Origin of the sequence: Novosphingobium ginsenosidimutans, from assembly GCF_007954425.1 — a bacterium.
Classification (GTDB): Bacteria; Pseudomonadota; Alphaproteobacteria; order Sphingomonadales; family Sphingomonadaceae; genus Novosphingobium; species Novosphingobium ginsenosidimutans.
This window is the reverse complement of record NZ_CP042345.1, coordinates 1,674,380-1,695,353: the sequence shown is the minus strand read 5'-3', so window position 1 is coordinate 1,695,353 and position 20,974 is coordinate 1,674,380. Positions and strand designations below refer to the sequence as shown.

The window sequence follows — 20,974 nt, the reverse complement described above, 5'->3', positions numbered from 1 at the left end:
GCATAAAGGCGGCATTGGATGGGATATTTGCCGGAGCACCGCGATGACCGTCGCTACCCACAAGACGTTCTGCCGTTTCTGCCACGCCAACTGCGCCATGCTCGTCGATGTCGAGGACGGCAAGGTGAAGGCCGTGCGCGGCGATCCGGATGATCCGGAATATGGCGGCTATTCCTGCATGAAGGGCCGCGAGCTGCCGGATTCGCACAACGCAGCGCACCGCCTGCACCATTCGCTGGTGCGCGGCGATGATGGCGAGTTTCATGAAACCCCGATGCCGCAGGCGCTGGCCCATGTGGCAAGTGAGCTGCGCCGGATCATCGACCAGTACGGGCCGGACAGCGTCGCCGTGTTCATGGGCTCGGGCGGGTTCCAGAACAGCGCCGCCTGGGCCGCTTCCTACAGCTTTGCCCAGGCCGTGGGCTCGAAGCACTTCTTCACCTCGGTCACGCTCGATCAGCCGGCCAAGGTTTTCACCACAGCCCGCTATGGCAAGTGGGAAGGCGGGGTGAACAACTTCTCCGAGGCCGACGTGGCGCTGTTCATCGGCAATAATCCGATCGTCTCGCACTATGCGCCGGTTGGCGGCGTGCCGCCGTTCAGCCCGTCGAAGCGGATTCGTGACCGCAAGAAGGAAGGCCTCAAGCTGATCGTCGCCGATCCGCGCCTGGCCGAAGTGGGCTTGCTGGCCGACATCTATCTGCCAGTAAAGCCGGGTGAGGACCCGGCGCTGCTGGCCGGCATGCTCAACGTAATCATCAACGAAGAGCTTTATGATCGCAATTTCGTTGCCGCTCACGTTGACGGGTTCGAGGAACTGAAGGCCGCCGTCGCGCTGTTCCCGCCCGAAGTCGCAGCCGAACGCGCCGGGGTTGAAAAGGACGAACTGGTTCGCGCCGCGCGGATGTTCGCCGGCGGGACCAAGGGCTGCGCCGTGACCGGCACCGGGCCGGAAATGGCCGGGAACGGCACCCTGACCGAATACCTCGCCACCTGCCTCAACACGATCTGTGCGCGCTTCAAGCAGGAGGGCGAAAAGTCAGGCGCGCCGCGCGTCTTCACCTCGCCGCGCGGCAGCACCCGCGCCCAGGTGGCCGATCCGGTGCCGATGTACGGTGCCCCCGGCATGGCCAAGAGTCGCTTCCGTGGCCTCGGCCAGCTGGGCGTCGAAATGCCCTGCAACGTCATGGCGGATGAGATTCTGACGCCAGGGCCCGGCCAGATTCGCGCGCTGATCTCGGTCGGCGGCAATCCCGAAGTCGGCTTCCCCAACCAGCTCAAGATGCGCCGAGCGCTCGATGATCTGGAGCTGTTCGTTCAGGTCGATCCGTGGATGAGCGCCAGCGCCAAGCGCGCCGACGTGGTCCTGGCCCCCAAGCAGTGCCTTGAGCGCGAGGATATCTCCAACCTGTCCGAATGGTGGCACGAGCGCGCCTATGCCCGTTACACCGAGGCCGTGGCCGAGGCGCCAGGCGATGTGATCGACGAGTACGAGATGTTCTGGCACCTGGCCAAGCATCTGGGCATCCAGATGCAGCTGATGGGCGGGCCGCTGCCGATGGACGGCGATGCACCGCCGCCGAAGGAAGTGTTCCTCGACCTGATGGCCGCCGGCTGCCTGGTGCCGCCGAGCAAGGTTCGCCAGGACGTGCAGAAGGCCGGCGGCGCGGCGGTGATCTATGACGAGCTGCACCCGCTGGTCGAAGCCGGCGAGCCTTCGGCCCAGAACCGCTTCAACCTGACCGCCGGGGACATGCCGCACCAGCTGGAGAAGTACAGCGCCGATGCGGCCCGCGCCGCCGGGTTCGATTTCCGCCTGATTTCGCGCCGCTCGAAGCACCGCTTCAACTCGATCGGCCAGCCGCTCAAGAACCTGGGGATGAAGGTCACCACCAACCCGGCCTATATCCACCCCGAGGATATGGCCGCGCGCGGTCTGAAAGACGGCGACATCATCGAGATTTCCTCGGCCCATGCCTCGATCCACGGTGTGGTCGAAGCCAGCGACCGCGTGCGGCGCGGGCTGATCTCGATGGCCCACGCCTTTGGCGATAGCGAGGCCGGCAAGCACAACGTGCGCGAAATGGGCGGTTCGACCAACCGCCTGACCAGCGACGAGGTGGACTTCGATCCGATCACCGGGCAGGCGCTGCAAAGTGCGATTCCGGTGCGGATCGCCCCGGCCTGAGTTTCAGACAGAGGACTTTTCATGACCGTAAATCGACGTTTCCTGCTGTGGCGCCGCCCGCAGGGTGAGCCGGTGCCCGAGGATTTCGAACTCGTCACCGAGCCCCTGCCCGAGCTAGCCGAGGGGCAGTTCCTGATTCGCAACCACTACGCCTCGCTCGATCCGGCGATGCGCGGGTGGATGGACGATGCCGATAGCTACATGCCGCCGATCCCGCTCGGCGCCCCGGTCCGCGCCAGCACGATCGGCGTGGTCGAGGCGAGCAGGGCCGAAGGCTTTGCGCCTGGCCAATGGGTGATGGGCCTGAACGGGATCGAAGACTATTCGGTCGGAACGGTTGGCGGCTTTACCCAGCCGATTGACCCGGGCCTGGTGCCCAGCGTCACCAACTACCTCTCGCTGTTCGGCGCCGTAGGCATGACGGCCTATTTTGGCCTGTTCGAGGTTTGCGAACCCAAGCCCGGCGATACCGTGCTGGTCAGCGGCGCGGCTGGGGCGGTCGGCTCGATTGTCGGCCAGCTGGCCAAGATCCATGGCTGCAAGACCATCGGCATCGCCGGCGGCGCGGAGAAGTGCAAGCGCCTGACCGAGCGTTACGGCTTCGATGTGGCGATCGACTATCGCGGCAAGGACGAGGCGGCGCTGACTGCCGAGATCGCCGCCGCCGCCCCGAACGGCGTCGACGTGATCTTCGAGAATGTCGGCGGGATCATCCTTGATGCCGGCCTCGCCAACCTTGCCATGAACGCCCGCGTTGGGCTGTGCGGCCTGATCAGCGAGTACAACAGCGAGGAGCCGGTCGGCGCGCGCAACCTGTGGCGCCTGATCGTCAAGCGCGCCTCGATCCGCGGTCTGCTGGTGGCGGACTATGTCGCCCGCTTTGGCGAGGGTGCAGCGAAGATGGGCGAATGGGCGGCGCAGGGCAGGATCAACATCGACGAGCATGTCGATGAAGGGATCGAGAACGCCTATTCCGCCTTCATGCGGCTGTTCAGCGGGTCCAACCAGGGCAAGATGATCCTGAAGATCTGATGCAGGACCTGCTCGTCCTCTCAGGGGGCCACCCCTATGACGAGCCGGCCTTTGCCGAGCTGCTGGGCAGCCTCGACGGCTGGCGCGTCACCCACCTGCTGCATCCCGAAGCGGAACGGCTGGTGGGTGAAGGCCGCGCGGCCGAGGCGGACGGCCTGCTGTTCTATGACATGCCGGGTTACACCTTTGCCGACGGCAAGGTGGAAACCCGGCCGCCCAGCGAGGCCTTCCGCCGCGCGATTATGGACCGCTTTGCCGCGGGCAAAGGCGCGGTGGCGTTGCACCATGCAATCGCAGGCTGGGCCGAATGGCCAGAATGGGCCGAGCTGATCGGCGGCCGGTTCCTCTACCAGCCGGGCAAGGTGCGCGGACAGGAGAAGCCGGATTCGGGCTATCGCCACGAGGTGGCTTACACCGCCGAGGTGGTTCTTGATCATCCGGTCACTGCGGGCCTGCCAAAGACCTTCCCGGTGACTGACGAGGTCTATCTGGCCGAGGTCTTTGCCGATTCCATCCAGCCGCTGGTTCGCGCGCGGCACGCCTTCGTGCGCGAGAATTTCTACTCCGCCGCTGCCGCCGTGGCCGGGCATATGTTCGACAATGCCGGGTGGGACCACGCCCCCGGCAACGATTGCGTCGCCTGGGTGAAACCGGCCGGCGCGGCGAACCTGGTCTACCTGCAGTTCGGCGACGCGCCCGAGACTTATGCCAACCCGGCGGTGCGACAGATTCTGGCGAATGCCCTGCGATTCACCGCCGCTTCCTAACAAATCTAAGCATCGCATTCCCTCGCGCGGGCGGACTAGGGTTGAGGCTCAGGAATCCTCACCGGAGTAGGCTGGAATGAACGCGCAGACGCACATGTTTGCCAAGGAAACGCTGATCGATCCCTTCGCGCATTACCGCGCGATGCACGAAGCCGGGACCGCGATCCAGCATCTGCCGGAAATGAACACCTACGTGGTATACAGCTACGACCTGTGTTCCGAGGCAACCGGCCGCACGCAGGAATTCTCGAACGATTTCAGCTCGCTGATGGGGTCGGTCGATCCCGAGATCGAGGCGATCCTGGCCGAAGGCTATGACAGCCCGGGCACCCTGCTGACGGTCGACGCGCCGATCCACACCCGCAACCGCAAGCTGGTCAACCTGGCCTTCTCGGCCCCGCGCGTGAACGCGATCGAGCAGGACATGCGGACCAAATCGATCGAACTGATCGAATCCTTCGCCGACAAGGGCGAATGCGAATTCGTCGAGGCCTTCGCGATTCCCCTGCCTGTGGCGATGATCGCGCAGCAGATCGGGCTCGATAACGATCCCAAGCAGGTCAAGTACTGGTCCGACTGCGCGGTCGACCGGTTCAGCCAGATGGTTGACCGCGAGCGCGAGCTAGAATGCGCGCGCAGCTATGTCCAGTATCAGCACTACATGAAGGGCAAGATCGACGAGCGCCGCGCCAATGGCGGCAACGATCTGCTGACCGATCTGGTCCAGGCCCGGGTCGAAGGCGAGACCCCGCTGACAGACGAGGAAATCATCTCGATCATGCAGCAGTTCATGGTCGCCGGTAACGAAACCACCACTTCGACTATCGCCGGCGGGCTCCTTCAGCTGATCCGCAATCCCGACCAGATGGCCAAGGCCAAGGCGGCCGCCGGGGGCCGCGATCCCAAGACCATCACCAACCTGGTCGAGGAAGCGCTGCGCTATGAAACGCCCAGCGCCGGTATGTGGCGGATCGTCCGCGAGGATACCGAACTGGGCGGGGTCAAGATCCCCAAGGGCGCGACGCTGCAGCTGCGCTATGCCGCTGCCAACCGCGATCCCAGCAAGTTCCCCGATCCCGACAAGTTCGACATCGAACGCGCCAATGCCCGCACCCACATCGCCTTCGGCAAGGGGCCGCACATGTGCGTGGGTAACATGCTGAGCCGCAAGGAAATGTTCGTCGCCTTTGACGAGCTGCTCGAGCGGCTCGACAACTTCGCGATCCCCGAAGGCGGCGAAATTACCGTATTGCCCAACATTCTGCTGCGCGGCGTAACCCGGCTGCCGATTACCTTCACGAGAGCCGCATGAATTTTGACCTGACTGAAGAACAGGAGCTGTTCCGCAGCTCGATCGAACGGTTTGCGGGGGACCTCGATTCCCCCGCCCGCCGCGCAATCCGCCTGGCGCCGGGTGGATATGACAAGCGGCGCTGGGCGGCCTTGGCCGAAATGGGCTCGCTGGCTCTGGCTGTTAGCGAGGAACAAGGCGGGCTTGGCGGCCAGTCGATTGACCTCGCCGTGATCGGCGAGGCTCTGGGCCGCGCGATAGCGCCCGATCCCTGGCTTGAGAACGGCGTGCTACCGGCCCGGCTTCTGGCACTTGCCGGTGAGAATGACGTCCTTGCCAGTGTGATGGCGGGCGAAATCGTCGTCGCCGCAGCGCTGGCCGAGCGGCAGGCGCGCTACAGCGTGCGGCCCCGCCAGACCAAGGCCAAGACCAGCGGCTCGGGCTATGTCCTCACTGGCGAGAAGACCTTTGTGCTGGGCGGCGGTCTGGCCGACAAGCTGATCATCTCGGCCGATCTCGATGGCGCGACCGCGCTGTTCCTGGTCGATACGGCTGCCGCCGGGATCAACCGGCGCGATTACCGGATCGTCGATGGCAGCGTGGCGAGCGAGCTGCAGCTGCTGGACGTGCAATGCACCGCCGAGAGCCGACTGGCGCTCGATGCCGCCGCGCTGGATAGCGCTGTGGCCGAGGTCCGCCTGCTCGCCGCCGCGGAAATGGTCGGTCTGTCGCAGCGGCTCTTTGACGATACCCTGGCCTATGTGAAGCAGCGCGAGCAGTTCGGCGTGCCGATCGGCACCTTCCAGGTGATCCAGCACCGCATGGTCGATTGCTATGCCAAGCTGGAACAGGCCCGCTCCACCCTGCTGCGCGCGGCCATGGCCGATCCGGCTGGGGGGCAAGTCTGGCGCCGCACCGCGCTGGGGGCCAAGGCCTATATCGGCGAAGTGGCCGATCACATCGCACGTGAGGCGGTCCAGCTGCACGGCGGCATGGGCATTACCGAGGAACTTTCGATCGGCCACGCGATGAAGCGGGTTCTGATGCTGGCCAGCCTGTTCGGCAGCAGCGACGCCACCCTGGCCGAATATGCGGAGGCGGCATGAGCGTTCTGACCCCGATTGCCGAAGACCTCTGGACCAACGAGGCCGAACCGCGCCTGATCGGCGGCAAGCTGGATTCGGGCAAGATCGTCTTCCCGATGCCGGCCGGCGATGCAGCCGCCGGCGTCGAGCCCTATCCGCTCTCGCGCAAGGGCACGCTGTGGTCCTTCACCCGCCAGGATTTCCGCCCCAAGTCCCCCTATGAGGGGCCGGGCGAAAGCCAGCACGATTTCGTCCCCTACCTGCTCGGCTATATCGAGATTCCGGGGGAAGTGATCGTCGAAAGCCTGATCGTCGATGCCAAGCTGGAGGATCTCAAGCTTGGCATGCCGATGGAGCTGACCATCGTGCCGTTCAACAGCCAACACACCACCTTTGCTTTCCGTCCGGAGCGCGCAGCATGAGCGACGTCTATATCATCGGCGCGGGGATCCACCCGTTTGGCCGCACCGACCACCGCAGCGGGCGTGATCAGGGCGTTTACGCCGTGCGCCAGGCACTTGACGATGCGGGCCTGGAATGGAGCGACATCCAGTGCGCCTATGGCGGCTCGGCCGCATCGGGCTCTGCCGATATCATGGTCAACGAACTGGGGCTGACCGGTGTGCCGTTCATCAATGTCGCCAATGGCTGCGCGACGGGCGGCAGCTCGCTCGCTTCGGCGCAATATGCCGTGGCCTCAGGCGCCTATGACCTGGCGCTCGCCACCGGGTTCGACAAGCATGATCGCGGCGCCTTCAACGCCGACCCCAAATCCTATGGTCTGCCCGAATGGTACGGCCAGACCGGGATGATGCTGACCACCCAGTTCTTCGCGCTGAAGATCCAGCGCTATATGCAACTCCACGGGATCAGCCGCCGGACTCTCGGTCTGGTCGCCGAGAAGGCCTTCCGCAACGGCGCCAAGACCGACCATGCCTGGCGCCGCAGCGAGGTCGATCTCGATACGATCCTGAACGCGCCGATGATCAACGATCCGCTGACCAAGTACATGTTCTGCTCGCCGGCCGAAGGCGGGGTGGCGCTGATCCTGGCGAGCGAAAAGAAGATGCGCGAACTGGGTGCCGATGGGGTCAAGATCGCCAATATCGCGGTGCGGACCCGCCCACCCAACTCGTTCGAAGTGTTCCAGCCGGCTATCAGTATCGAGGAAGGCGGCAAGCCGACCGTGCTCGCTTCCAAGGCCGCCTTCGAAGGTGCAGGGATCGGGCCTGAGGATGTCGACGTGGCCCAGCTTCAGGATACCGAAAGCGGGGCAGAGATCATGCACATGGCGGAAAACGGCTTCTGCAAGGACGGCGACCAGGAACAGTGGCTGGCCGAAGGCCGGACCGAGATCACCGGCAAGCTGCCGGTCAACACCGATGGCGGCTGCCTGGCCTGCGGCGAACCGATCGGCGCCTCGGGCCTGCGCCAGATCTATGAGAACGTGCAGCAACTGCGCGGCAGAGGCGGGGCACGGCAGGTGCCGACCCAGCCCAAGGTGGGCTATAGCCACGTTTACGGTGCGCCGGGCCTGGCGGCCGTGGCAATTCTGCAGCGATAGGGAGCCGTCGGATGGGGAAGATGGACGGCAAGGTTGCGCTGGTTTCCGGCGGTGCCGAGGGAATCGGGGCTACAGTCGGGCGGATGATCGTGGCCGAAGGTGGCAGCGTAATGCTGGCCGACGTGCAGATCGACAAGGCCCGCGCGCTCGCCGCCGAACTGGGTGACCGGGCCGAGGCGATCGAGCTTGATGTGCGCGATCTCGATGCTTGGCAACGCGCGGTCGATGCCACGGTCGAGCGGTTCGGCAAACTGACCGTGCTGTGCAACATCGCCGGGATTTCCGAACCCGGCAACGTGCCGGACGGCTCGCTCGACGTCTGGCAGCGGACGATCGATATCAACCTCAACGGCCCCTACTATGGCTGCCGGGCTGCGATCCCGGCGATGGAAAAGTCGGCCGAGCCCTGCGCCATCGTCAACATCGGTTCAATGATCGCGATCCGCGCCGCCGCTTTCGTCGCGGCCTACAGCGCCTCAAAGGCCGGCCTCATTGGTCTGACCCGCTCGATCGCGCTCGACTGTGCCGAGCGCGGGTTGCCGATCCGGGCTAACATGGTCCACCCCGGCGCGATCCGCACGCCAATGTACAATCGTTACAAGTTCTCCGGCGCCGACACGCCCGAGAACATCGAAACGAATTTCGCCGCGACGCATCCGATGAACCGGATCGGGGAGCCCGAGGAAGTGGCCAAGGCGGTCGTCTTCCTTGCCAGCGACGATGCCAGCTTCACCACCGGCTGCGACTTTACGGTCGACGGCGGCGGTTCAATCAGGTCCTGAAAATATGAGCCAGACACCCCCCGCCCGGATCGACGCGCATTTCGTGGCCGCCGGCAAGTATCACGATATCGACCATGCCCGGCTCGAAGTGCTCAAACTGCTGGCTGAACACCCGCAGATCCGCACCACCGTGGCCTGCAATTATGGCGATATCGAGCGGCTCAAGGCCTGCCAGTTCCTGGTAACTTACACCTGTGATCTGATGCCCAGCCCTGAAGAAGCCGCCGCGATCCGCGCCTGGCTGGAACAGGGCGGGAAATGGCTGGCGCTGCACGGCACCAATTCGATCCTGGTCTTCACCGAAAGCGGCCTGGTCGATGCGCCGAATGACCGGCCCGACGTGATGGACATGCTGGGCACCCAGTTCAAGGCGCACCCGCCAATCGGCCCGTTCAGGGTCGAGGTGTGCAACCACGATCACGAGCTGAGCCGCGGGATTGCCGATTTCGACGTGGTTGACGAGCTCTATCTCTCCCACACCACGGCCGAGATCGACGTGCTGATGCAGACCCGCTTCGAAGGCGAGGCGACCGGCTTCATCGATGGCCAGTGGGCCGATACGGTCGTGCCGATCCTCTACACCCGCGACATCGGCCAGGGGCGGATCGTCTACAACACTTTGGGTCATTGCCGCGGTCATTATGACCTGCCAGGCATGGCCGACTTCTATCCGCACCCGGAAAAGTGCGCGTGGAACTATGACGTCTATTACGACTTGCTGCGCCGGGGCATCGCCTGGGCAATGCGGGCCGAAGCCTGAGGGATTGCCGCGATGGACATGGACTTCTCACCTGAGGATCTGGCCTTCCGCGAAGAGGTACGTGCCTTCCTCGCCGAAAGCCTGCCCGAGCACCTCAAGGTCGGCGCGCGGCGCACGCCCGGCGTCTTCGTCGAGCCGGACATTGGCCTTGAATGGCACAAGATCCTTTACCGCAAGGGCTGGGTCGCGCCGCACTGGCCCAAGGAAGACGGCGGCACCGGCTGGACCCCGACCCAGCGCTTCATTTTCGAAAAGGAATGCGCGCTGGCCGGCGCGCCAGCGCTCTCGATCCTGGGACTGCGGCTGGTCGGCCCGGTGATCTGCCACTTCGGCACGCAGGAGCAGAAGGACCGGTTCCTGCCCGGCATCCTCGCCGGTGAGGTCTATTGGTGCCAGGGCTATTCCGAACCCGGCAGCGGATCCGACCTCGCCTCGCTGAAAACCGCGGCACGGCTTGAGGGCGACGAGTACGTGATCAACGGCTCCAAGATCTGGACCACCCACGCGCACCATGCCGACTGGATCTTTGCCCTGACCCGGACCAATCCCGAGGTGAAAAAGCAGGCCGGGATCACTTTCCTGTTGGTGCCGATGGACCAGCCGGGGGTTGAGGTTTCGCCGATCGTTTCGATGTCGGGCGATCACGAGGTCAATCAGGTGTTCTTCACCGATGCCCGCACCGGCGTCGAAAACCGGATCGGCGAGGAAGGCCAGGGCTGGACCATCGCCAAGTTCCTGCTGGAAAACGAACGGGGCGGATCGTGCTTTGCCCCGCGCCTGCTGCAGGGCATTGCCGAGCTGGAAGAACTGGCGCGGACCCAGCCTTCGGGCGTCAACGGCGCCATGGCCAAGGATCCGCGCTTCCGCGACCGGCTGGCCCGCGCCCGGCTTGATGCCGAAGCGCTGGAAGTGACCGAGCTGCGCATCCTGGCCGAACTGGCCAAGGGCCGCCAGCCGGGGCCGCAGACTTCGCTATGCAAGCTGCTGGGTTCCAACATCGGCCAGACGCTCGATACACTGCGACTGGACCTGCTTGGCTACGATGGCCTGCAATTGCCGCCGGAGCGGCCGCTCTATGGCAACGAAGGGCCCGAGCCGGTCGGCAGCGAGCGGGCGCAGATCGCAATGGCGCGCTATCTCAACAACCGCGCGGCGACGATTTTTGGCGGTTCGGACGAAACGCAAAAGAACATTATTGCCAAGTCCGTACTCGGTCTCTGACCGGCACCGTCTTGTCGCAACAATGTTACCAATTCCGTAGCGTCACGCCTGGTTTCTTGCTAGCTTCCGATTCGCAAGATCGCCCACCAAAAACACGGGCGACGGGAGAGGAACTGTGAGCGAGGAAGCCGTTTCCGGCAATGTCGTCGAACTGCGTACGCCGCTCGGGCGGGAGAATGCGTCCCAGTTGCTCGAACTGGTGACGATCCGTTGCCTTGAAGACATTCACGATGCCGCCGTGGCCATGGCCCGGATCGCGCAGGAGCGTGGCCTGCAGGTGGCGATGTGCGACGACATTTCATCGAAGGAACCGATGGTCGATGCCGAAGGCACGATCCTCAACGCCGACATCTTCCGCTGGCTCGATGAAGGTGCGCGCTGGTGGGAGGACCACCGCCTGGCGCTGCATTCCCCCCTACCCCGCGCCTGCCGTTATGAAAGCGAGCCGTTCTGGGCCAACCGCCACGGCTTTCACGGCTATTGGCGCAACTCCTACCTCGATGACATGGACATTGTCGATTTTGAGCGCCGTGCCCTGTGCAAGGCGGCGATCGTGGTGCCGGTCCACCTGCCGTTTGGTCAGATTTCGGCCAACAGCTTCATCTCCATGGACCGCGAGAAGGAAGACTTGTCGGCCGAATTTGCGGAGCACGGCAATTTGCTGGCCCAGCTGACCCGGCGCTTTGTCGCGGGCTATGTCCAGGCGCATCGCACCAAGCGGCGGATCCGGTCGGACTGCGTCCTGTCAAAGCGCGAGGTTGAATGCCTGCGCTGGGCGGCTATCGGCAAGACCGACAAGGAAATCAGCATGATCCTGGGCCGGAGCCATGCCACGATCCGCTATCACATCCACCGCGCGGGCGAAAAGCTGGACTCGGTCAACCGCGCCCAGACGATCTTCAAGGCCGGCCAGCTCGGCTACCTCGGCGCCAGCGACTGAAGCCGGGGGCCTGGCCTCAGCCCAATTTGCGAATCGGGTCGCTGCCGTCCCAGGCGGCGGCGGCCTGCTTCATCATGTTGAACAGGTCGGCCGTGCCTGGCTGCGGCTGCAGGATTTCGACCACCGAGCCGGGCCCGTTGCCCGGATCGGCATAGATCACCCCGCCGCTGTCACCAACCTTGCCTTCGACCAGGATCTTTGCCCCATGTTCGGCACAGGCGGCATAGCCATCGGCGATATCATCAACCAGCAAGCAAACGTGGTGCATCCGGTCGCGCACCGCATAGGGTCCGTTGTAGATCGACGGTGCGTCATTCTCGGGCCGGATCAGCTCGATCTGGACATCGCCCCAATAGGACAGCGCGAGGGTAAACACCGCATTGGTCGGCTCACCCATATAGCGCATATCGGCCAGCGCGATGTTCTCCATGATGAAGAACGGACCGACGCCCATGGTCTTCGTCCAGTGGTCCAGCGCTGCGTCAAAGTCTTCGGGCAGCCAGGCCAGCTGCATGACGGGGCCAAGCCGGGCGAGTCCCTTGACGGCCATAATCGGGTTCCTCCTCACAGTTACGCTAGGATGCGATGGCGGCAATCTGTGGCAGTTTGGAGCCCTAGAATACTGCGCAAATGGACAGTGAGGTTGGGTGTCCGATGAACGAAGTGACCAAGATCGAGCGTGAAGATCGTTGTCCTGGAATGACCTATACCGAGATGCTTGAGGGCGATACTCGGCGGGTGCCGGATTACCTGTTCGAAGAATCGAACATCGACATGCCGGACGATCCGATTTCGATCGAGCCCTATATCAGCGAGGACTTTGCGCGGGCAGAGCGTGAGCGGATGTGGCCCAACGTCTGGCTGTTCGCCGCGCGCACGGATGAAATGCCCGATCCGGGCGATACCGTGGTGTTCGAGATCAACGAAAAGTCATTCCTGCTGGTCCGCCAGCAGGATGGCAGCGTCCGCGGCTTCTACAACGTCTGCTTGCACCGTGGTCGCAAGCTGATGACCAAGTCGGGCCGCGCTACCCAGCTGCGCTGCCCCTTCCACGGCTTTACCTGGAATAACGACGGTAGCTTGAAGGAAATTCCCTGCGCCTGGGACTTCAAGCACCTGGAAGGCAAGGAGATGGGCCTGCCCGAAGTGCGGGTAAATGTCTGGCAGGGCTTCGTGATGATCACGGAGAACAGTTCGATCCCCGATTTCAAGGAATGGCTGGGCCCGGCGGCCGACCATTACGACGCCTATGATTTCGAGAACCGCTACACCGGCATGTGGGTGGCGCGGAAGGTACCGGCCAACTGGAAGGCCACGGCGGAGGCCTTCATGGAGGCCTGGCATTCCATCACCACGCACCCCCAGCTGCTCCCCTTCCTGGGCGATGCCAATACTCGCTACGACCTGATCGGCGACAACTTCAACCGTGCGATCACGCCTTCGGGCGTGCTCAGCCCGCATATGAGCGGCAAGAGCCAGCAGTTTATCCTCGACAAGATGGGCGAGTTTTCGGGCGGCAGCGATGCCAGCACCAACCGCCGCTTTAGCGCAAGCACAGGGGATAACCCGATCGACGAGAACGACCCGCTCCAGGCCCGCAAGCTTCTTGCCGAAGCAAGCCGCCAGGGCTTCCAGGCGCAGTACGGCTATGACTATTCGGACAAGTCCGACGCTGAGATCCTCGACAATTTCACCTACAACATCTTCCCCAATTTCTCGCCGTGGATCGGCTATCTGCCGACCCTGGTCTATCGCTGGCTGCCGGGCGACACGCCCGACTGGTGCACGATGGAAATCCGCCTGCTGTTCCCGACGCCAAAAGGCCAGGAGCGTCCGCGCGCGGTCGAGAAGACCGTGATCCCCGAGGACCAGCCCTTCGCCTGGGCCAAGGACAAGATGGGCGAGGCGCTGGCCGGGGTGTTCGATCAGGACCTGGCCAACCTGCCGCATGTCCAGACCGGGATGAAGGCCTCGGCCAATGGTGTGATGGAGCTGGGCCACTATCAGGACAGCCGCGTGCGTCATTTCCAGACCACGCTGATGAAATACATCAACGGGGAGCTGCCGGGCTAAGGCGCGGCTGGCACCATGGCCATTCGCAAGGTTATCGTCCTGGGCGCTTCGGGCGACCAAGGCATCCCGCTGGTCAATTCGCTGCAGCGGCGCGGCTTTGCCGTGACCGCCGGGGCGCGCCGGGCCGATGCTATGGCGAACACGCCCTTCCCCGATCTCAAAACGGTCCACGCCGATATCACCGACAGCGCCAGCCTGGCCGCCGCCTTTGCCGGCCAGGACGCGCTGGTGATGCATCTGCCGTTCGAATTCGACCGTGCGAAAGCCGCTGCCATGGGCGCAACCATCGCCGCCGGAGCACGCGGATCGGGGCTGCAGAAGATCGTCTTCAACACCAGCTGCTTCATCGCCGATCACGATCTGGACCTGACCGCCCACGATGGCCGCCGCGATATCGAGCGAGCGCTGGCGGAAACAGGCATTCCGTGCGTGTTCATCGAACCGACCGTGTTCATGGACAATATCATCCGGGTCTGGACCAAGCCCTCGATCGTCAACCGCGGGGTCTTTCCCTATCCGGCCGCGCCGGAGCTGAAGATCAGCTGGATCGCGTTGTCGGACGTCGCCGAATACATGGCCGCCGCGCTGGAGACTGACCGCGCCGATGGTTGCCATGTCCCCGTCGGCGGGCCGGAAGCGCTGACCGGCGATGAAGTGGCGTTGCGGCTATCGGCCGAGGTCGGCAAGACAATCCAGTTCCGCAGCCTGGAACCCGACGATTTCGCCGCCAACATGAGCGAGCTGGTCACCGGCTCGCGCGAGCTGCTGCCCGGCACGCCCTATGCCGGGATGGCCAAGTTCTACCGCTTCTACAACACGCAGCCACAAAGCCCGCTGGTGGTCGACCCGCGCGAAACCGCGAAGCTGCTTGATGTCGAACCGCTGCGGATGAGCGTCTGGCTCAAGCAGTGGGACTGGACCAAGCCGACCTGAGGGTCAGGCCTCCGCCGCCACTTCGGCGGCGTCGAAGTAATGGATCCGCAGTTCCTGCAGGATACCATCCTTGAACCGGCCTGCCTCGTTGACGGTCTGGCTGAAGGTGCGACCGGTGCGTTTCGAGGTCATGGTCAGGGTGAGGACAACGACGCCCCATTCCTCGCCGCCGACGATCTCGTGGATGTCGACCTTGGCGGTCTCCCACGTGCCGTACATCGCAGTCGCCACGCGTTGCAGCGCATCCTGCCCGCGCCATTCGCCGCCGTAGGGCAGCCCCGGGGCCTCGTGGACCACGAAGTCCGGCGCACAAAGCGCGGCCACGCCGTCCCAGTCGCGCAGGCCGGCGAGGCGATAGACCTCGGCCAGCAAGAGCCCCGCCGGACCGGTCACTCGATCGTCCCGATCAGATCGCCAACCTGATAGACCGCGCCTTCCTCACCGGTCGGGCGGATGATGCCCGAAGCCTGGGCCTCGATCTCGGCGGTCGTCTTGTCGGTTTCAACGGTGTAGATCACCTCGCCCTCGGTCACCTGATCGCCATCGCCGAACATCCATTCGAGCAGGGTCATTTCGGTGGCGCTCATGCCGAGCTTGGGAATGCGGATTTCCGTCGCCATCAGCCCTTCCCCAGCGCGGCCTTGATCTGGCCGATGATCTGGCCCTTGTTCGGGATCCAGGCCTGTTCCAACACGGTCGCGAAGGGTACGGGTGAGAATGTCCCGCCGATCCGGCGGACCGGGCCCTTCAGGCTGTCCCAGCACTTTTCCTGGATATTGGCGGCCAGCTCCGCGCCGGTACCGAACGGGCGGACCGCTTCGTGCAGGGTGATCGCCAGCCCGGTCTTGCGGACCGAGGCCAGCACCGTCGCCTCGTCGTACGGGGCAATGGTGCGCAGGTCGATCACTTCGACCGAGATGCCTTCCTTGGCCAGCTCATCCGCCACAGCCAGAGCATCGAGCACGGTGCGGCCATAGGTGATCAGCGAGATGTCGCTGCCTTCACGCGCGACTGCGGCCTTGCCCAGCGGCACGCGGTAGCCCGGACCCGGATCTTCAGCCTTGAGGCCGTAACACAGGATATTCTCGATGAAGATCACCGGATCGTTGCAGTCGATCGCCGCGCGCATCAGCCCGCGCGCGTCGGCGGCGTTGGACGGCGTTACCACGTGAATGCCGGCAACGTGCGCGAACCAGGCCTCGAGCATGTCCGAGTGCTGCCCGCCAAAGCCAACGCCGACCCCGGTGGTGGTACGGATCACCAGCGGCACGTTGGTCTGCCCGCCGGACATGAAGCGCAGCTTGGCCGCATGGTTGACGATCTGATCCATGCAAACGCCAACGAAGTTCATCAGCATGATCTCGGCAATTGGCCGCTGCCCGGCCAGCGCCGCGCCGACCGCCGCGCCAACGATGGCGGTTTCCGAGATGGGCGTCGCGCGGACGCGGTGCTCGCCGTACTTTTCGGTCAGGCCCGAGGTGATCTTGAACACGCCGCCGCCCTGCTTGGCGGAAACGTCCTCACCCAGGCAGAACACGCCTGCGTCCTCGGCCATGGCCTCATCAATCGCTTTGTTGAGCGCCTGCGCCAGGGTAATCTCGGCCATCAGCGTGCCTCCACCAGCGGGGTTTCGAACACATCGATCGCCAGTTCCTCTGGCCCCGGCAGGTCGGCGGCGAGCGCGGCGGCGACGGCGCCGTCAATCTCGGCATCGATATCTGCAACGATGGCGTCGAGCTCTTCCTCGCTGAACTGGTGATCGAGCATCACCTGCCGCAGCTTGGGCAGCGGATCCTCGCGCTGCATTTCGGCCAGGTGTTCCTTGGGCATGTAGGAGAAGTCCGCGCCAAAGAAGTGGCCCATCATCCGGTAGCACATCGCTTCGACCAGGGTCGGGCCTTCACCCGCGCGCGCGCGGTCCACCGCTTCCTGCACCGCCGGATAGACCGCGTTCACATCGTTGCCGTCCACCAGCACGCCGCGCATCCCGTAACCGGCCGCACGGGCCGAGATCGATTCGCTACTGGTGTGATCGGCAAAGGCGGTGTGCTCGCCATAACGGTTGTTCTGGCACAGGAAGACGACCGGCAGCTTGTAGAGCTGGGCCATGTTCATCGCTTCATGGAAGCCGCCGATATTGGCCGCGCCATCGCCGAAGCTGACCAGGGTAACCTTGCCATCGCCGTTGTTCTGGCTGGCCATGGCCAGGCCCGTCGCAATCGGCAGGCCCGATCCGACCACGCCAGTCGTCACCATGATGCCCTTTTCAGGGTAGGTGATGTGCATGGTCCCGCCCTTGCCCTTGCAGGTGCCGGTCACCTTGCCGAGGCATTCGGCCCACCACAGCTCTGGCGGGATGCCCTTGGCGGTCTGTTCGCCCTGCCCGCGATAAGTGCAGACCACGTAGTCATCGTCGGTCAGCGCCGCCATAGCCGCGGCCGAGACCAGTTCCTGGCCCCGGACGCAGTAGTACATCACCGCAACCTTGCCCTGCATCAGGAGCGACCGGAACTTCTCGTCGGTCCGGTTCACCTTCATGGTGCGGGTATAGATGTCGAGCAGCTTGGCCCGGTCGATCGTGCTCATGGCAGGGCTGGCCTTCGGCTTAGAACTGGACGCGCTGGGTGAAGCCGCCATCGACCACCACGTTGGCCCCGGTCATATAGGGGCAAGCCGGACTGGCGACGAAGACGATCGCCTTGGCCACTTCCTCAGGGTTGCCATAGCGACCCATCGGCATCTTCGCGAGGGTGGCATCGTAGAGCGCCGGCACGTGCTGGCGGATGGTCTCCCAGTTGCCATCGGCATAGTGGATTGCGCCGGGGGACACGGTGTTAACGCGGATGCCCTTGGGCGCGAGCGCCTGGCTGAGCTGCGAACCGTGCGTGATTAGCGCGGCCTTGAGCGCGTTGAAGGCCTGCGGGGCAATGAAGGTTTCGAGCGCCGCGGTCGAGGACAGGAACACGATCGAACCGGTGCCCGACTTTTCGAGGTAGGGCGTCAGCACTTCCACCCCGTGGACCGCACCCATGATGTCCATGTCGAGGCCCTGCTGCCAGTCACCCGTGCCGCCGGTGCCCGAAGAGCTGGCGGTGTGGATGAAGATGTCGCACCCGCCCAGCGCCTCGGCCGCCTTGGTCAGCCAGGCCTTGTAGGCATCGCCGCCGGCGGCCATGTCGAACACCTCGGCAAAAACCTTGCCCGGCCCGGCGGCTTCGATCGCGGCTTTGGCAGCCTCGATCTTTTCGGCCTTGCGGCTGAAGAAGGCGACATCCGCGCCCTCGGCCGCAAAGAGCTTGAGCGAGGCCAGGCCCAGCCCGTGCGCCCCGCCGTTCATGATCACTTTCTTGCCAGCCAGACCCAGGTCCATAAGTCGCTCCTCTTGCCGAGATTGATATTGCGGCAGGGTCTAGGCTGCGGGAGGCACGGCGTTAATCCGCAAAAATGGGAGCGGCGGCCTGGACGCACTGCGGCTAGCAAGGCGGCGAACCAGCGCGGGAGCAGGCCAATGGGTAACCTTGCAGGCAAAGTGGCCATCGTAACCGGCGCGGCCTCTGGCATCGGCAAGGCAACAGCGATCCGGCTGGCAGCGGACGGCGCGCAGGTGATCGCCACCGATCTAGCGCCTGCGCCGGCCTATCCGGCGGGCATCGAGTTCCTGCAGCAGGATGTGGCCGATCCCGCGCGCTGGGCCGAAGTGGTCGATCATGCGGTCTCCAAGCACGGGCGGCTCGATATCCTGGTCAACAACGCTGGATACACCGTGCAGAAGTCGATTGAGAACGTGACCATGGCCGACTGGGATCGCGGCATCGGGGTGCTACTGACCGGCGTGATGCTGGGCTGCCAGACGGCGATCAAGGCGATGAAGGCCAATCCGGGCGGATCATGCGGCGCGATCGTCAACGTCGCCTCGACCACGGCCTATGCCGCGCTGCCGGGCGATGTCACCTACACCAGCGCCAAGAGCGGGGTGCGGATGCTGACCAAGTCGGTCGCGGTGCACTGTGCGCAGCAGGGCTACAATATCCGCTGCAACGCCATGGTGCCGGGCGCGACCGATACCGGCGTCTTCACCAAGATGGACGCGATCGACCCGCAACTGCGGCACCTGGTAGCGAAAACCTCACCGCTGGGCCGGCTGGCCGATCCGGCCGAGATCGCTAATGCCATTGCCTTCCTTGTCTCGGACGGCTGCGGCTTCATGACCGGTTCGGAGCTGCTGGTCGATGGCGGCGCGCTGGCGGTGCACCCAGGCTTCTAGGCCCGGCCCATCTTTGCCAGATAGCCGCTGCTGCGCATCTGCGCGGCGGTCCAGATGAAGATGGCCAGCGCCACAATCCCGGCCCCCAGGCTGACCGCGAACATCGCCATGCCCAGCCCGCGCACGCCCATTTCCGGCTGGAAGCTGTCGCTCAGCCAGCCGATCAGGCCAAGGCCCGCCGCCTGTCCGATCAGGTTGTTGAAAAACATCGCGAAGGCCACGGCAAAGCCGCGCTGCGATGGTTCGACCGCGGCCTGGATGCCCGACATGATTGGTGCCTGGCTGGACACGAAGATGCCATAGGCCACCGAGAACAGGATCAGGAATGGCCAGAGCGTCTGCGCTTGCTGGCTGAACCACAGCGGCAGCGCGCAGGCCAGGCTGGCAAGGCCCGGATACCACGCACGCCAGCGCTCATCGCGCCGGGTCAGGGCATCGGTGATGAAACCGCCCAGGATCGGCCCCGGCAAGCCGCTGATCATGAAAGCCAGGCCGAGGTAGATCGCGACATCGCTGACCGAAACCGAGAACTGCCGGATCATGATCGGCGCCATCCAGAAGGCCATGCCATAGCCGATCATGATCTGGACCGCGTAGCCCATGACGATGCCAAGGTAGACCCGGTTGGCGACCAGGGTGGAGAGCGTCTCGCGTACCGAAGTCTGCTCGATCCGCGCGCCCTCTGGCGCAAACCGGCCGCGACGCGGCTCGATCACGGTCAGGTACAGCAAGCCGCCCAGCAGCATGCCGGGAAGCCCCATCAGAATGAAGGCCCAGCGCCAGCCGAAGGCCTCTGCCAAGAGGCCGCCGGCCATCAGCCCGGTAACCGTGCCCATGGTCGAGCCAACGGTCAGGAAGCCCATGGCGCGGGCCAGTTCATCACGCCGGAAATAGTCGGCAATCATCGATTGCGAGGCCGGTCCGCTACAGCCCTCGCCCACCCCGACACCAGTTCGGGCAAAGAACAGTGACCAAAAGCCGACCGCAAGGCCGCACAGCGCGGTCATCAGCGACCAGAAGGTAATCGCCCCGGCCACGATGTTCTTGCGCACCGAGCGGTCCGCCAGGCGCGCCGCCGGGAAGCCGGCGAACATGTAGGTCACGGTGAAGGCCACCCCGCCGAGCAGGCCCAGCTGGGTGTCGGTCAGCTTGAACTCGGCCTTGATCGGCTCGATCAGGATCGAAAAGACCAGCCGGTCAGCCACGCTGAACAGCAAGGTCAGGATCAGCAGGCCCAGTACGTACCAACGATACCAGGGCGCTGCGTTCTCAGCGCGGTCGCTGCCCTCAGCGCGAGGGGCGGGCGAAGAGGCCATTGTCCACCGGGATCTCGACACCTGTCAGGAAGCGCGCCTCGTCACTGGCGAGGAAGAGCACGGCGTTGGCCACATCGCGCGGCGCGCCGAGCGACTCCTTGGGCAGGATCCCGTCCGGAATTTCCATCAACTGCTGACCCGCACGACCCGAGATATCGCGAACCATCGGCGTCTCGATCCCGCCCGGCATCAGCACGTTGACGCGGATCGGATAGCCTTCATCCTGGCAGTGCATCGCGATAGACTTGGTCATCGAACGGATCGCGCCTTTGGCCGCGGTATAGGCTACGATCGTGCCGTACCCCATCAGCGAGGCGGTGGAGGCCATGTTGATGATCGCCGCCGATTTGGATTTCTTCAGCAGCGGCAGGCAGACCTGGCAGCCCAGGAAGGTGCCTTCGACGTGGATCGCCATGTGCAGGCGGAAATTGTCGAGCGAACAGTTCTCAATGCTCTCGAAAATGACGTTGCCGGCGTTGTTGACCAGGATATCGAGCCGGCCATGGTCAGCCGCGATCCGGTCAGCCACGGCCTGCCACTGTTCGGACGAGCGGACGTCGTGCTTCATCGCCACGCCGCCGATCGCCTTGGCCACGGCTTCCGCCCCGGCGAGGTCGATATCGGTGACATAGACCGTGGCCCCTTCGGCGGCGAGCCGCTCGCAATCGGCCTTGCCTAGGCCCATCGCCCCGCCAGTAACCAGTGCAATCTTGCCTTCGACCCGTCCAGCCACAGTCATCCCTCTCGCTTGTGTTTGT

22 protein-coding genes are annotated in these 20,974 nt (G+C 64.4%); 14 read left to right on the top strand and 8 right to left on the bottom strand.

The window, feature by feature from the left end:
• The first annotated feature begins 43 nt into the window (after positions 1 to 43).
• The 11 genes from FRF71_RS08485 (at position 44) to FRF71_RS08435 (ending at position 11,630) form a co-directional block, all read left to right on the top strand.
• The gene (locus tag FRF71_RS08485; protein ID WP_147090236.1) at positions 44 to 2,188 is read left to right on the top strand and encodes a molybdopterin-containing oxidoreductase family protein; all 2,145 of its coding nucleotides are present in this window, start codon (positions 44 to 46) and stop codon (positions 2,186 to 2,188) included.
• A 21-nt stretch (positions 2,189 to 2,209) separates the two neighbouring features.
• Positions 2,210 to 3,220, top strand: coding sequence for an NADP-dependent oxidoreductase (locus FRF71_RS08480; RefSeq protein ID WP_147090234.1), 1,011 nt, complete (start codon positions 2,210 to 2,212; stop codon positions 3,218 to 3,220).
• Positions 3,220 to 3,987 (top strand): ThuA domain-containing protein, encoded by a 768-nt coding sequence (locus FRF71_RS08475; RefSeq protein ID WP_147090232.1) that lies wholly within the window; start codon positions 3,220 to 3,222, stop codon positions 3,985 to 3,987. Before FRF71_RS08480 ends, FRF71_RS08475 begins: the two co-directional genes overlap by 1 nt.
• A 76-nt stretch (positions 3,988 to 4,063) precedes the next feature.
• Complete coding sequence (locus FRF71_RS08470; RefSeq protein ID WP_147090230.1) at positions 4,064 to 5,299, top strand: cytochrome P450; 1,236 nt, start codon at positions 4,064 to 4,066, stop codon at positions 5,297 to 5,299.
• Positions 5,296 to 6,384 (top strand): acyl-CoA dehydrogenase family protein, encoded by a 1,089-nt coding sequence (locus tag FRF71_RS08465; RefSeq protein WP_147090228.1) that lies wholly within the window; start codon positions 5,296 to 5,298, stop codon positions 6,382 to 6,384. Before FRF71_RS08470 ends, FRF71_RS08465 begins: the two co-directional genes overlap by 4 nt.
• Positions 6,381 to 6,785 (top strand): Zn-ribbon domain-containing OB-fold protein, encoded by a 405-nt coding sequence (locus FRF71_RS08460; protein ID WP_147090226.1) that lies wholly within the window; start codon positions 6,381 to 6,383, stop codon positions 6,783 to 6,785. The genes FRF71_RS08465 and FRF71_RS08460 overlap by 4 nt, the downstream gene beginning before the upstream one ends.
• Positions 6,782 to 7,927 (top strand): thiolase family protein, encoded by a 1,146-nt coding sequence (locus tag FRF71_RS08455; protein WP_147090224.1) that lies wholly within the window; start codon positions 6,782 to 6,784, stop codon positions 7,925 to 7,927. Before FRF71_RS08460 ends, FRF71_RS08455 begins: the two co-directional genes overlap by 4 nt.
• Before the next feature lie 11 nt (positions 7,928 to 7,938).
• Positions 7,939 to 8,709, top strand: a complete 771-nt coding sequence (locus tag FRF71_RS08450) for an SDR family NAD(P)-dependent oxidoreductase (RefSeq protein ID WP_238339150.1) — start codon at positions 7,939 to 7,941, stop codon at positions 8,707 to 8,709.
• 4 nt (positions 8,710 to 8,713) lie between these two features.
• Positions 8,714 to 9,469 (top strand): ThuA domain-containing protein, encoded by a 756-nt coding sequence (locus FRF71_RS08445; protein WP_192899993.1) that lies wholly within the window; start codon positions 8,714 to 8,716, stop codon positions 9,467 to 9,469.
• 12 nt (positions 9,470 to 9,481) lie between these two features.
• On the top strand, positions 9,482 to 10,690 hold the full coding sequence (locus FRF71_RS08440) for an acyl-CoA dehydrogenase family protein (RefSeq protein ID WP_147090222.1): 1,209 nt from the start codon (positions 9,482 to 9,484) through the stop codon (positions 10,688 to 10,690).
• 115 nt (positions 10,691 to 10,805) lie between these two features.
• A complete protein-coding gene (locus FRF71_RS08435) occupies positions 10,806 to 11,630 on the top strand; it encodes a helix-turn-helix transcriptional regulator (RefSeq protein WP_147090220.1) in 825 nt (274 codons plus the stop codon).
• Positions 11,631 to 11,646: 16 nt separating this feature from the next.
• On the opposite strand, the gene FRF71_RS08430 is transcribed toward FRF71_RS08435, so the two are convergent.
• Positions 11,647 to 12,180 (bottom strand): VOC family protein, encoded by a 534-nt coding sequence (locus FRF71_RS08430; protein ID WP_147090218.1) that lies wholly within the window; start codon positions 12,178 to 12,180, stop codon positions 11,647 to 11,649.
• Between the two features lie 104 nt (positions 12,181 to 12,284).
• Here FRF71_RS08430 and FRF71_RS08425 point away from each other — a divergent pair, with 104 nt between their 5' ends.
• The gene (locus FRF71_RS08425; RefSeq protein WP_161597917.1) at positions 12,285 to 13,703 is read left to right on the top strand and encodes an aromatic ring-hydroxylating oxygenase subunit alpha; all 1,419 of its coding nucleotides are present in this window, start codon (positions 12,285 to 12,287) and stop codon (positions 13,701 to 13,703) included.
• 15 nt (positions 13,704 to 13,718) lie between these two features.
• Positions 13,719 to 14,636, top strand: coding sequence for an SDR family oxidoreductase (locus FRF71_RS08420; RefSeq protein WP_147090213.1), 918 nt, complete (start codon positions 13,719 to 13,721; stop codon positions 14,634 to 14,636).
• A 3-nt stretch (positions 14,637 to 14,639) separates the two neighbouring features.
• Here FRF71_RS08420 and FRF71_RS08415 read toward each other — a convergent pair whose 3' ends face one another.
• Genes FRF71_RS08415 through FRF71_RS08395 form a run of 5 tightly spaced genes read right to left on the bottom strand, consistent with a single transcriptional unit; the run spans position 14,640 to position 18,006 of the window.
• On the bottom strand, positions 14,640 to 15,029 hold the full coding sequence (locus FRF71_RS08415) for a nuclear transport factor 2 family protein (protein WP_147090211.1): 390 nt from the start codon (positions 15,027 to 15,029) through the stop codon (positions 14,640 to 14,642).
• The gene (locus FRF71_RS08410) at positions 15,026 to 15,256 is read right to left on the bottom strand and encodes a biotin/lipoyl-containing protein (RefSeq protein ID WP_147090209.1); all 231 of its coding nucleotides are present in this window, start codon (positions 15,254 to 15,256) and stop codon (positions 15,026 to 15,028) included. Before FRF71_RS08410 ends, FRF71_RS08415 begins: the two co-directional genes overlap by 4 nt.
• Positions 15,256 to 16,242 carry an alpha-ketoacid dehydrogenase subunit beta gene (locus FRF71_RS08405; protein ID WP_147090207.1) on the bottom strand — a complete coding sequence of 329 codons (987 nt, stop codon included), beginning with the start codon at positions 16,240 to 16,242 and terminating at the stop codon, positions 15,256 to 15,258. The genes FRF71_RS08410 and FRF71_RS08405 overlap by 1 nt, the downstream gene beginning before the upstream one ends.
• Complete coding sequence (locus tag FRF71_RS08400; RefSeq protein ID WP_147090205.1) at positions 16,242 to 17,222, bottom strand: thiamine pyrophosphate-dependent dehydrogenase E1 component subunit alpha; 981 nt, start codon at positions 17,220 to 17,222, stop codon at positions 16,242 to 16,244. The genes FRF71_RS08405 and FRF71_RS08400 overlap by 1 nt, the downstream gene beginning before the upstream one ends.
• A gap of 19 nt (positions 17,223 to 17,241) precedes the next feature.
• Positions 17,242 to 18,006, bottom strand: a complete 765-nt coding sequence (locus FRF71_RS08395; protein WP_147090201.1) for an SDR family NAD(P)-dependent oxidoreductase — start codon at positions 18,004 to 18,006, stop codon at positions 17,242 to 17,244.
• A gap of 138 nt (positions 18,007 to 18,144) precedes the next feature.
• Between FRF71_RS08395 and FRF71_RS08390 the strand changes: the two genes are divergently transcribed.
• Positions 18,145 to 18,900 carry an SDR family NAD(P)-dependent oxidoreductase gene (locus tag FRF71_RS08390; RefSeq protein WP_147090199.1) on the top strand — a complete coding sequence of 252 codons (756 nt, stop codon included), beginning with the start codon at positions 18,145 to 18,147 and terminating at the stop codon, positions 18,898 to 18,900.
• On the opposite strand, the gene FRF71_RS08385 is transcribed toward FRF71_RS08390, so the two are convergent.
• Positions 18,897 to 20,216 (bottom strand): spinster family MFS transporter, encoded by a 1,320-nt coding sequence (locus FRF71_RS08385; RefSeq protein WP_147090197.1) that lies wholly within the window; start codon positions 20,214 to 20,216, stop codon positions 18,897 to 18,899. The two genes, FRF71_RS08390 and FRF71_RS08385, sit on opposite strands and share 4 nt — an antisense overlap.
• On the bottom strand, positions 20,188 to 20,955 hold the full coding sequence (locus FRF71_RS08380) for an SDR family oxidoreductase (RefSeq protein ID WP_147090195.1): 768 nt from the start codon (positions 20,953 to 20,955) through the stop codon (positions 20,188 to 20,190). Before FRF71_RS08380 ends, FRF71_RS08385 begins: the two co-directional genes overlap by 29 nt.
• Between the last annotated feature and the right edge of the window lie 19 nt (positions 20,956 to 20,974).

Coding starts and splice junctions, on each gene's coding strand:
- FRF71_RS08440 (WP_147090222.1), top strand. CDS start 9,482: ATGGACATGGACTTCTCACCTGAGGATCTGGCCTTCCGCGAAGAGGTA.
- FRF71_RS08460 (WP_147090226.1), top strand. CDS start 6,381: ATGAGCGTTCTGACCCCGATTGCCGAAGACCTCTGGACCAACGAGGCC.
- FRF71_RS08395 (WP_147090201.1), bottom strand. CDS start 18,006: ATGGACCTGGGTCTGGCTGGCAAGAAAGTGATCATGAACGGCGGGGCG.
- FRF71_RS08430 (WP_147090218.1), bottom strand. CDS start 12,180: ATGGCCGTCAAGGGACTCGCCCGGCTTGGCCCCGTCATGCAGCTGGCC.
- FRF71_RS08470 (WP_147090230.1), top strand. CDS start 4,064: ATGAACGCGCAGACGCACATGTTTGCCAAGGAAACGCTGATCGATCCC.
- FRF71_RS08410 (WP_147090209.1), bottom strand. CDS start 15,256: ATGGCGACGGAAATCCGCATTCCCAAGCTCGGCATGAGCGCCACCGAA.
- FRF71_RS08465 (WP_147090228.1), top strand. CDS start 5,296: ATGAATTTTGACCTGACTGAAGAACAGGAGCTGTTCCGCAGCTCGATC.
- FRF71_RS08390 (WP_147090199.1), top strand. CDS start 18,145: ATGGGTAACCTTGCAGGCAAAGTGGCCATCGTAACCGGCGCGGCCTCT.
- FRF71_RS08450 (WP_238339150.1), top strand. CDS start 7,939: ATGGGGAAGATGGACGGCAAGGTTGCGCTGGTTTCCGGCGGTGCCGAG.
- FRF71_RS08400 (WP_147090205.1), bottom strand. CDS start 17,222: ATGAGCACGATCGACCGGGCCAAGCTGCTCGACATCTATACCCGCACC.
- FRF71_RS08485 (WP_147090236.1), top strand. CDS start 44: ATGACCGTCGCTACCCACAAGACGTTCTGCCGTTTCTGCCACGCCAAC.
- FRF71_RS08475 (WP_147090232.1), top strand. CDS start 3,220: ATGCAGGACCTGCTCGTCCTCTCAGGGGGCCACCCCTATGACGAGCCG.
- FRF71_RS08385 (WP_147090197.1), bottom strand. CDS start 20,216: ATGGCCTCTTCGCCCGCCCCTCGCGCTGAGGGCAGCGACCGCGCTGAG.
- FRF71_RS08480 (WP_147090234.1), top strand. CDS start 2,210: ATGACCGTAAATCGACGTTTCCTGCTGTGGCGCCGCCCGCAGGGTGAG.
- FRF71_RS08425 (WP_161597917.1), top strand. CDS start 12,285: ATGAACGAAGTGACCAAGATCGAGCGTGAAGATCGTTGTCCTGGAATG.
- FRF71_RS08380 (WP_147090195.1), bottom strand. CDS start 20,955: ATGACTGTGGCTGGACGGGTCGAAGGCAAGATTGCACTGGTTACTGGC.
- FRF71_RS08455 (WP_147090224.1), top strand. CDS start 6,782: ATGAGCGACGTCTATATCATCGGCGCGGGGATCCACCCGTTTGGCCGC.
- FRF71_RS08420 (WP_147090213.1), top strand. CDS start 13,719: ATGGCCATTCGCAAGGTTATCGTCCTGGGCGCTTCGGGCGACCAAGGC.
- FRF71_RS08405 (WP_147090207.1), bottom strand. CDS start 16,242: ATGGCCGAGATTACCCTGGCGCAGGCGCTCAACAAAGCGATTGATGAG.
- FRF71_RS08445 (WP_192899993.1), top strand. CDS start 8,714: ATGAGCCAGACACCCCCCGCCCGGATCGACGCGCATTTCGTGGCCGCC.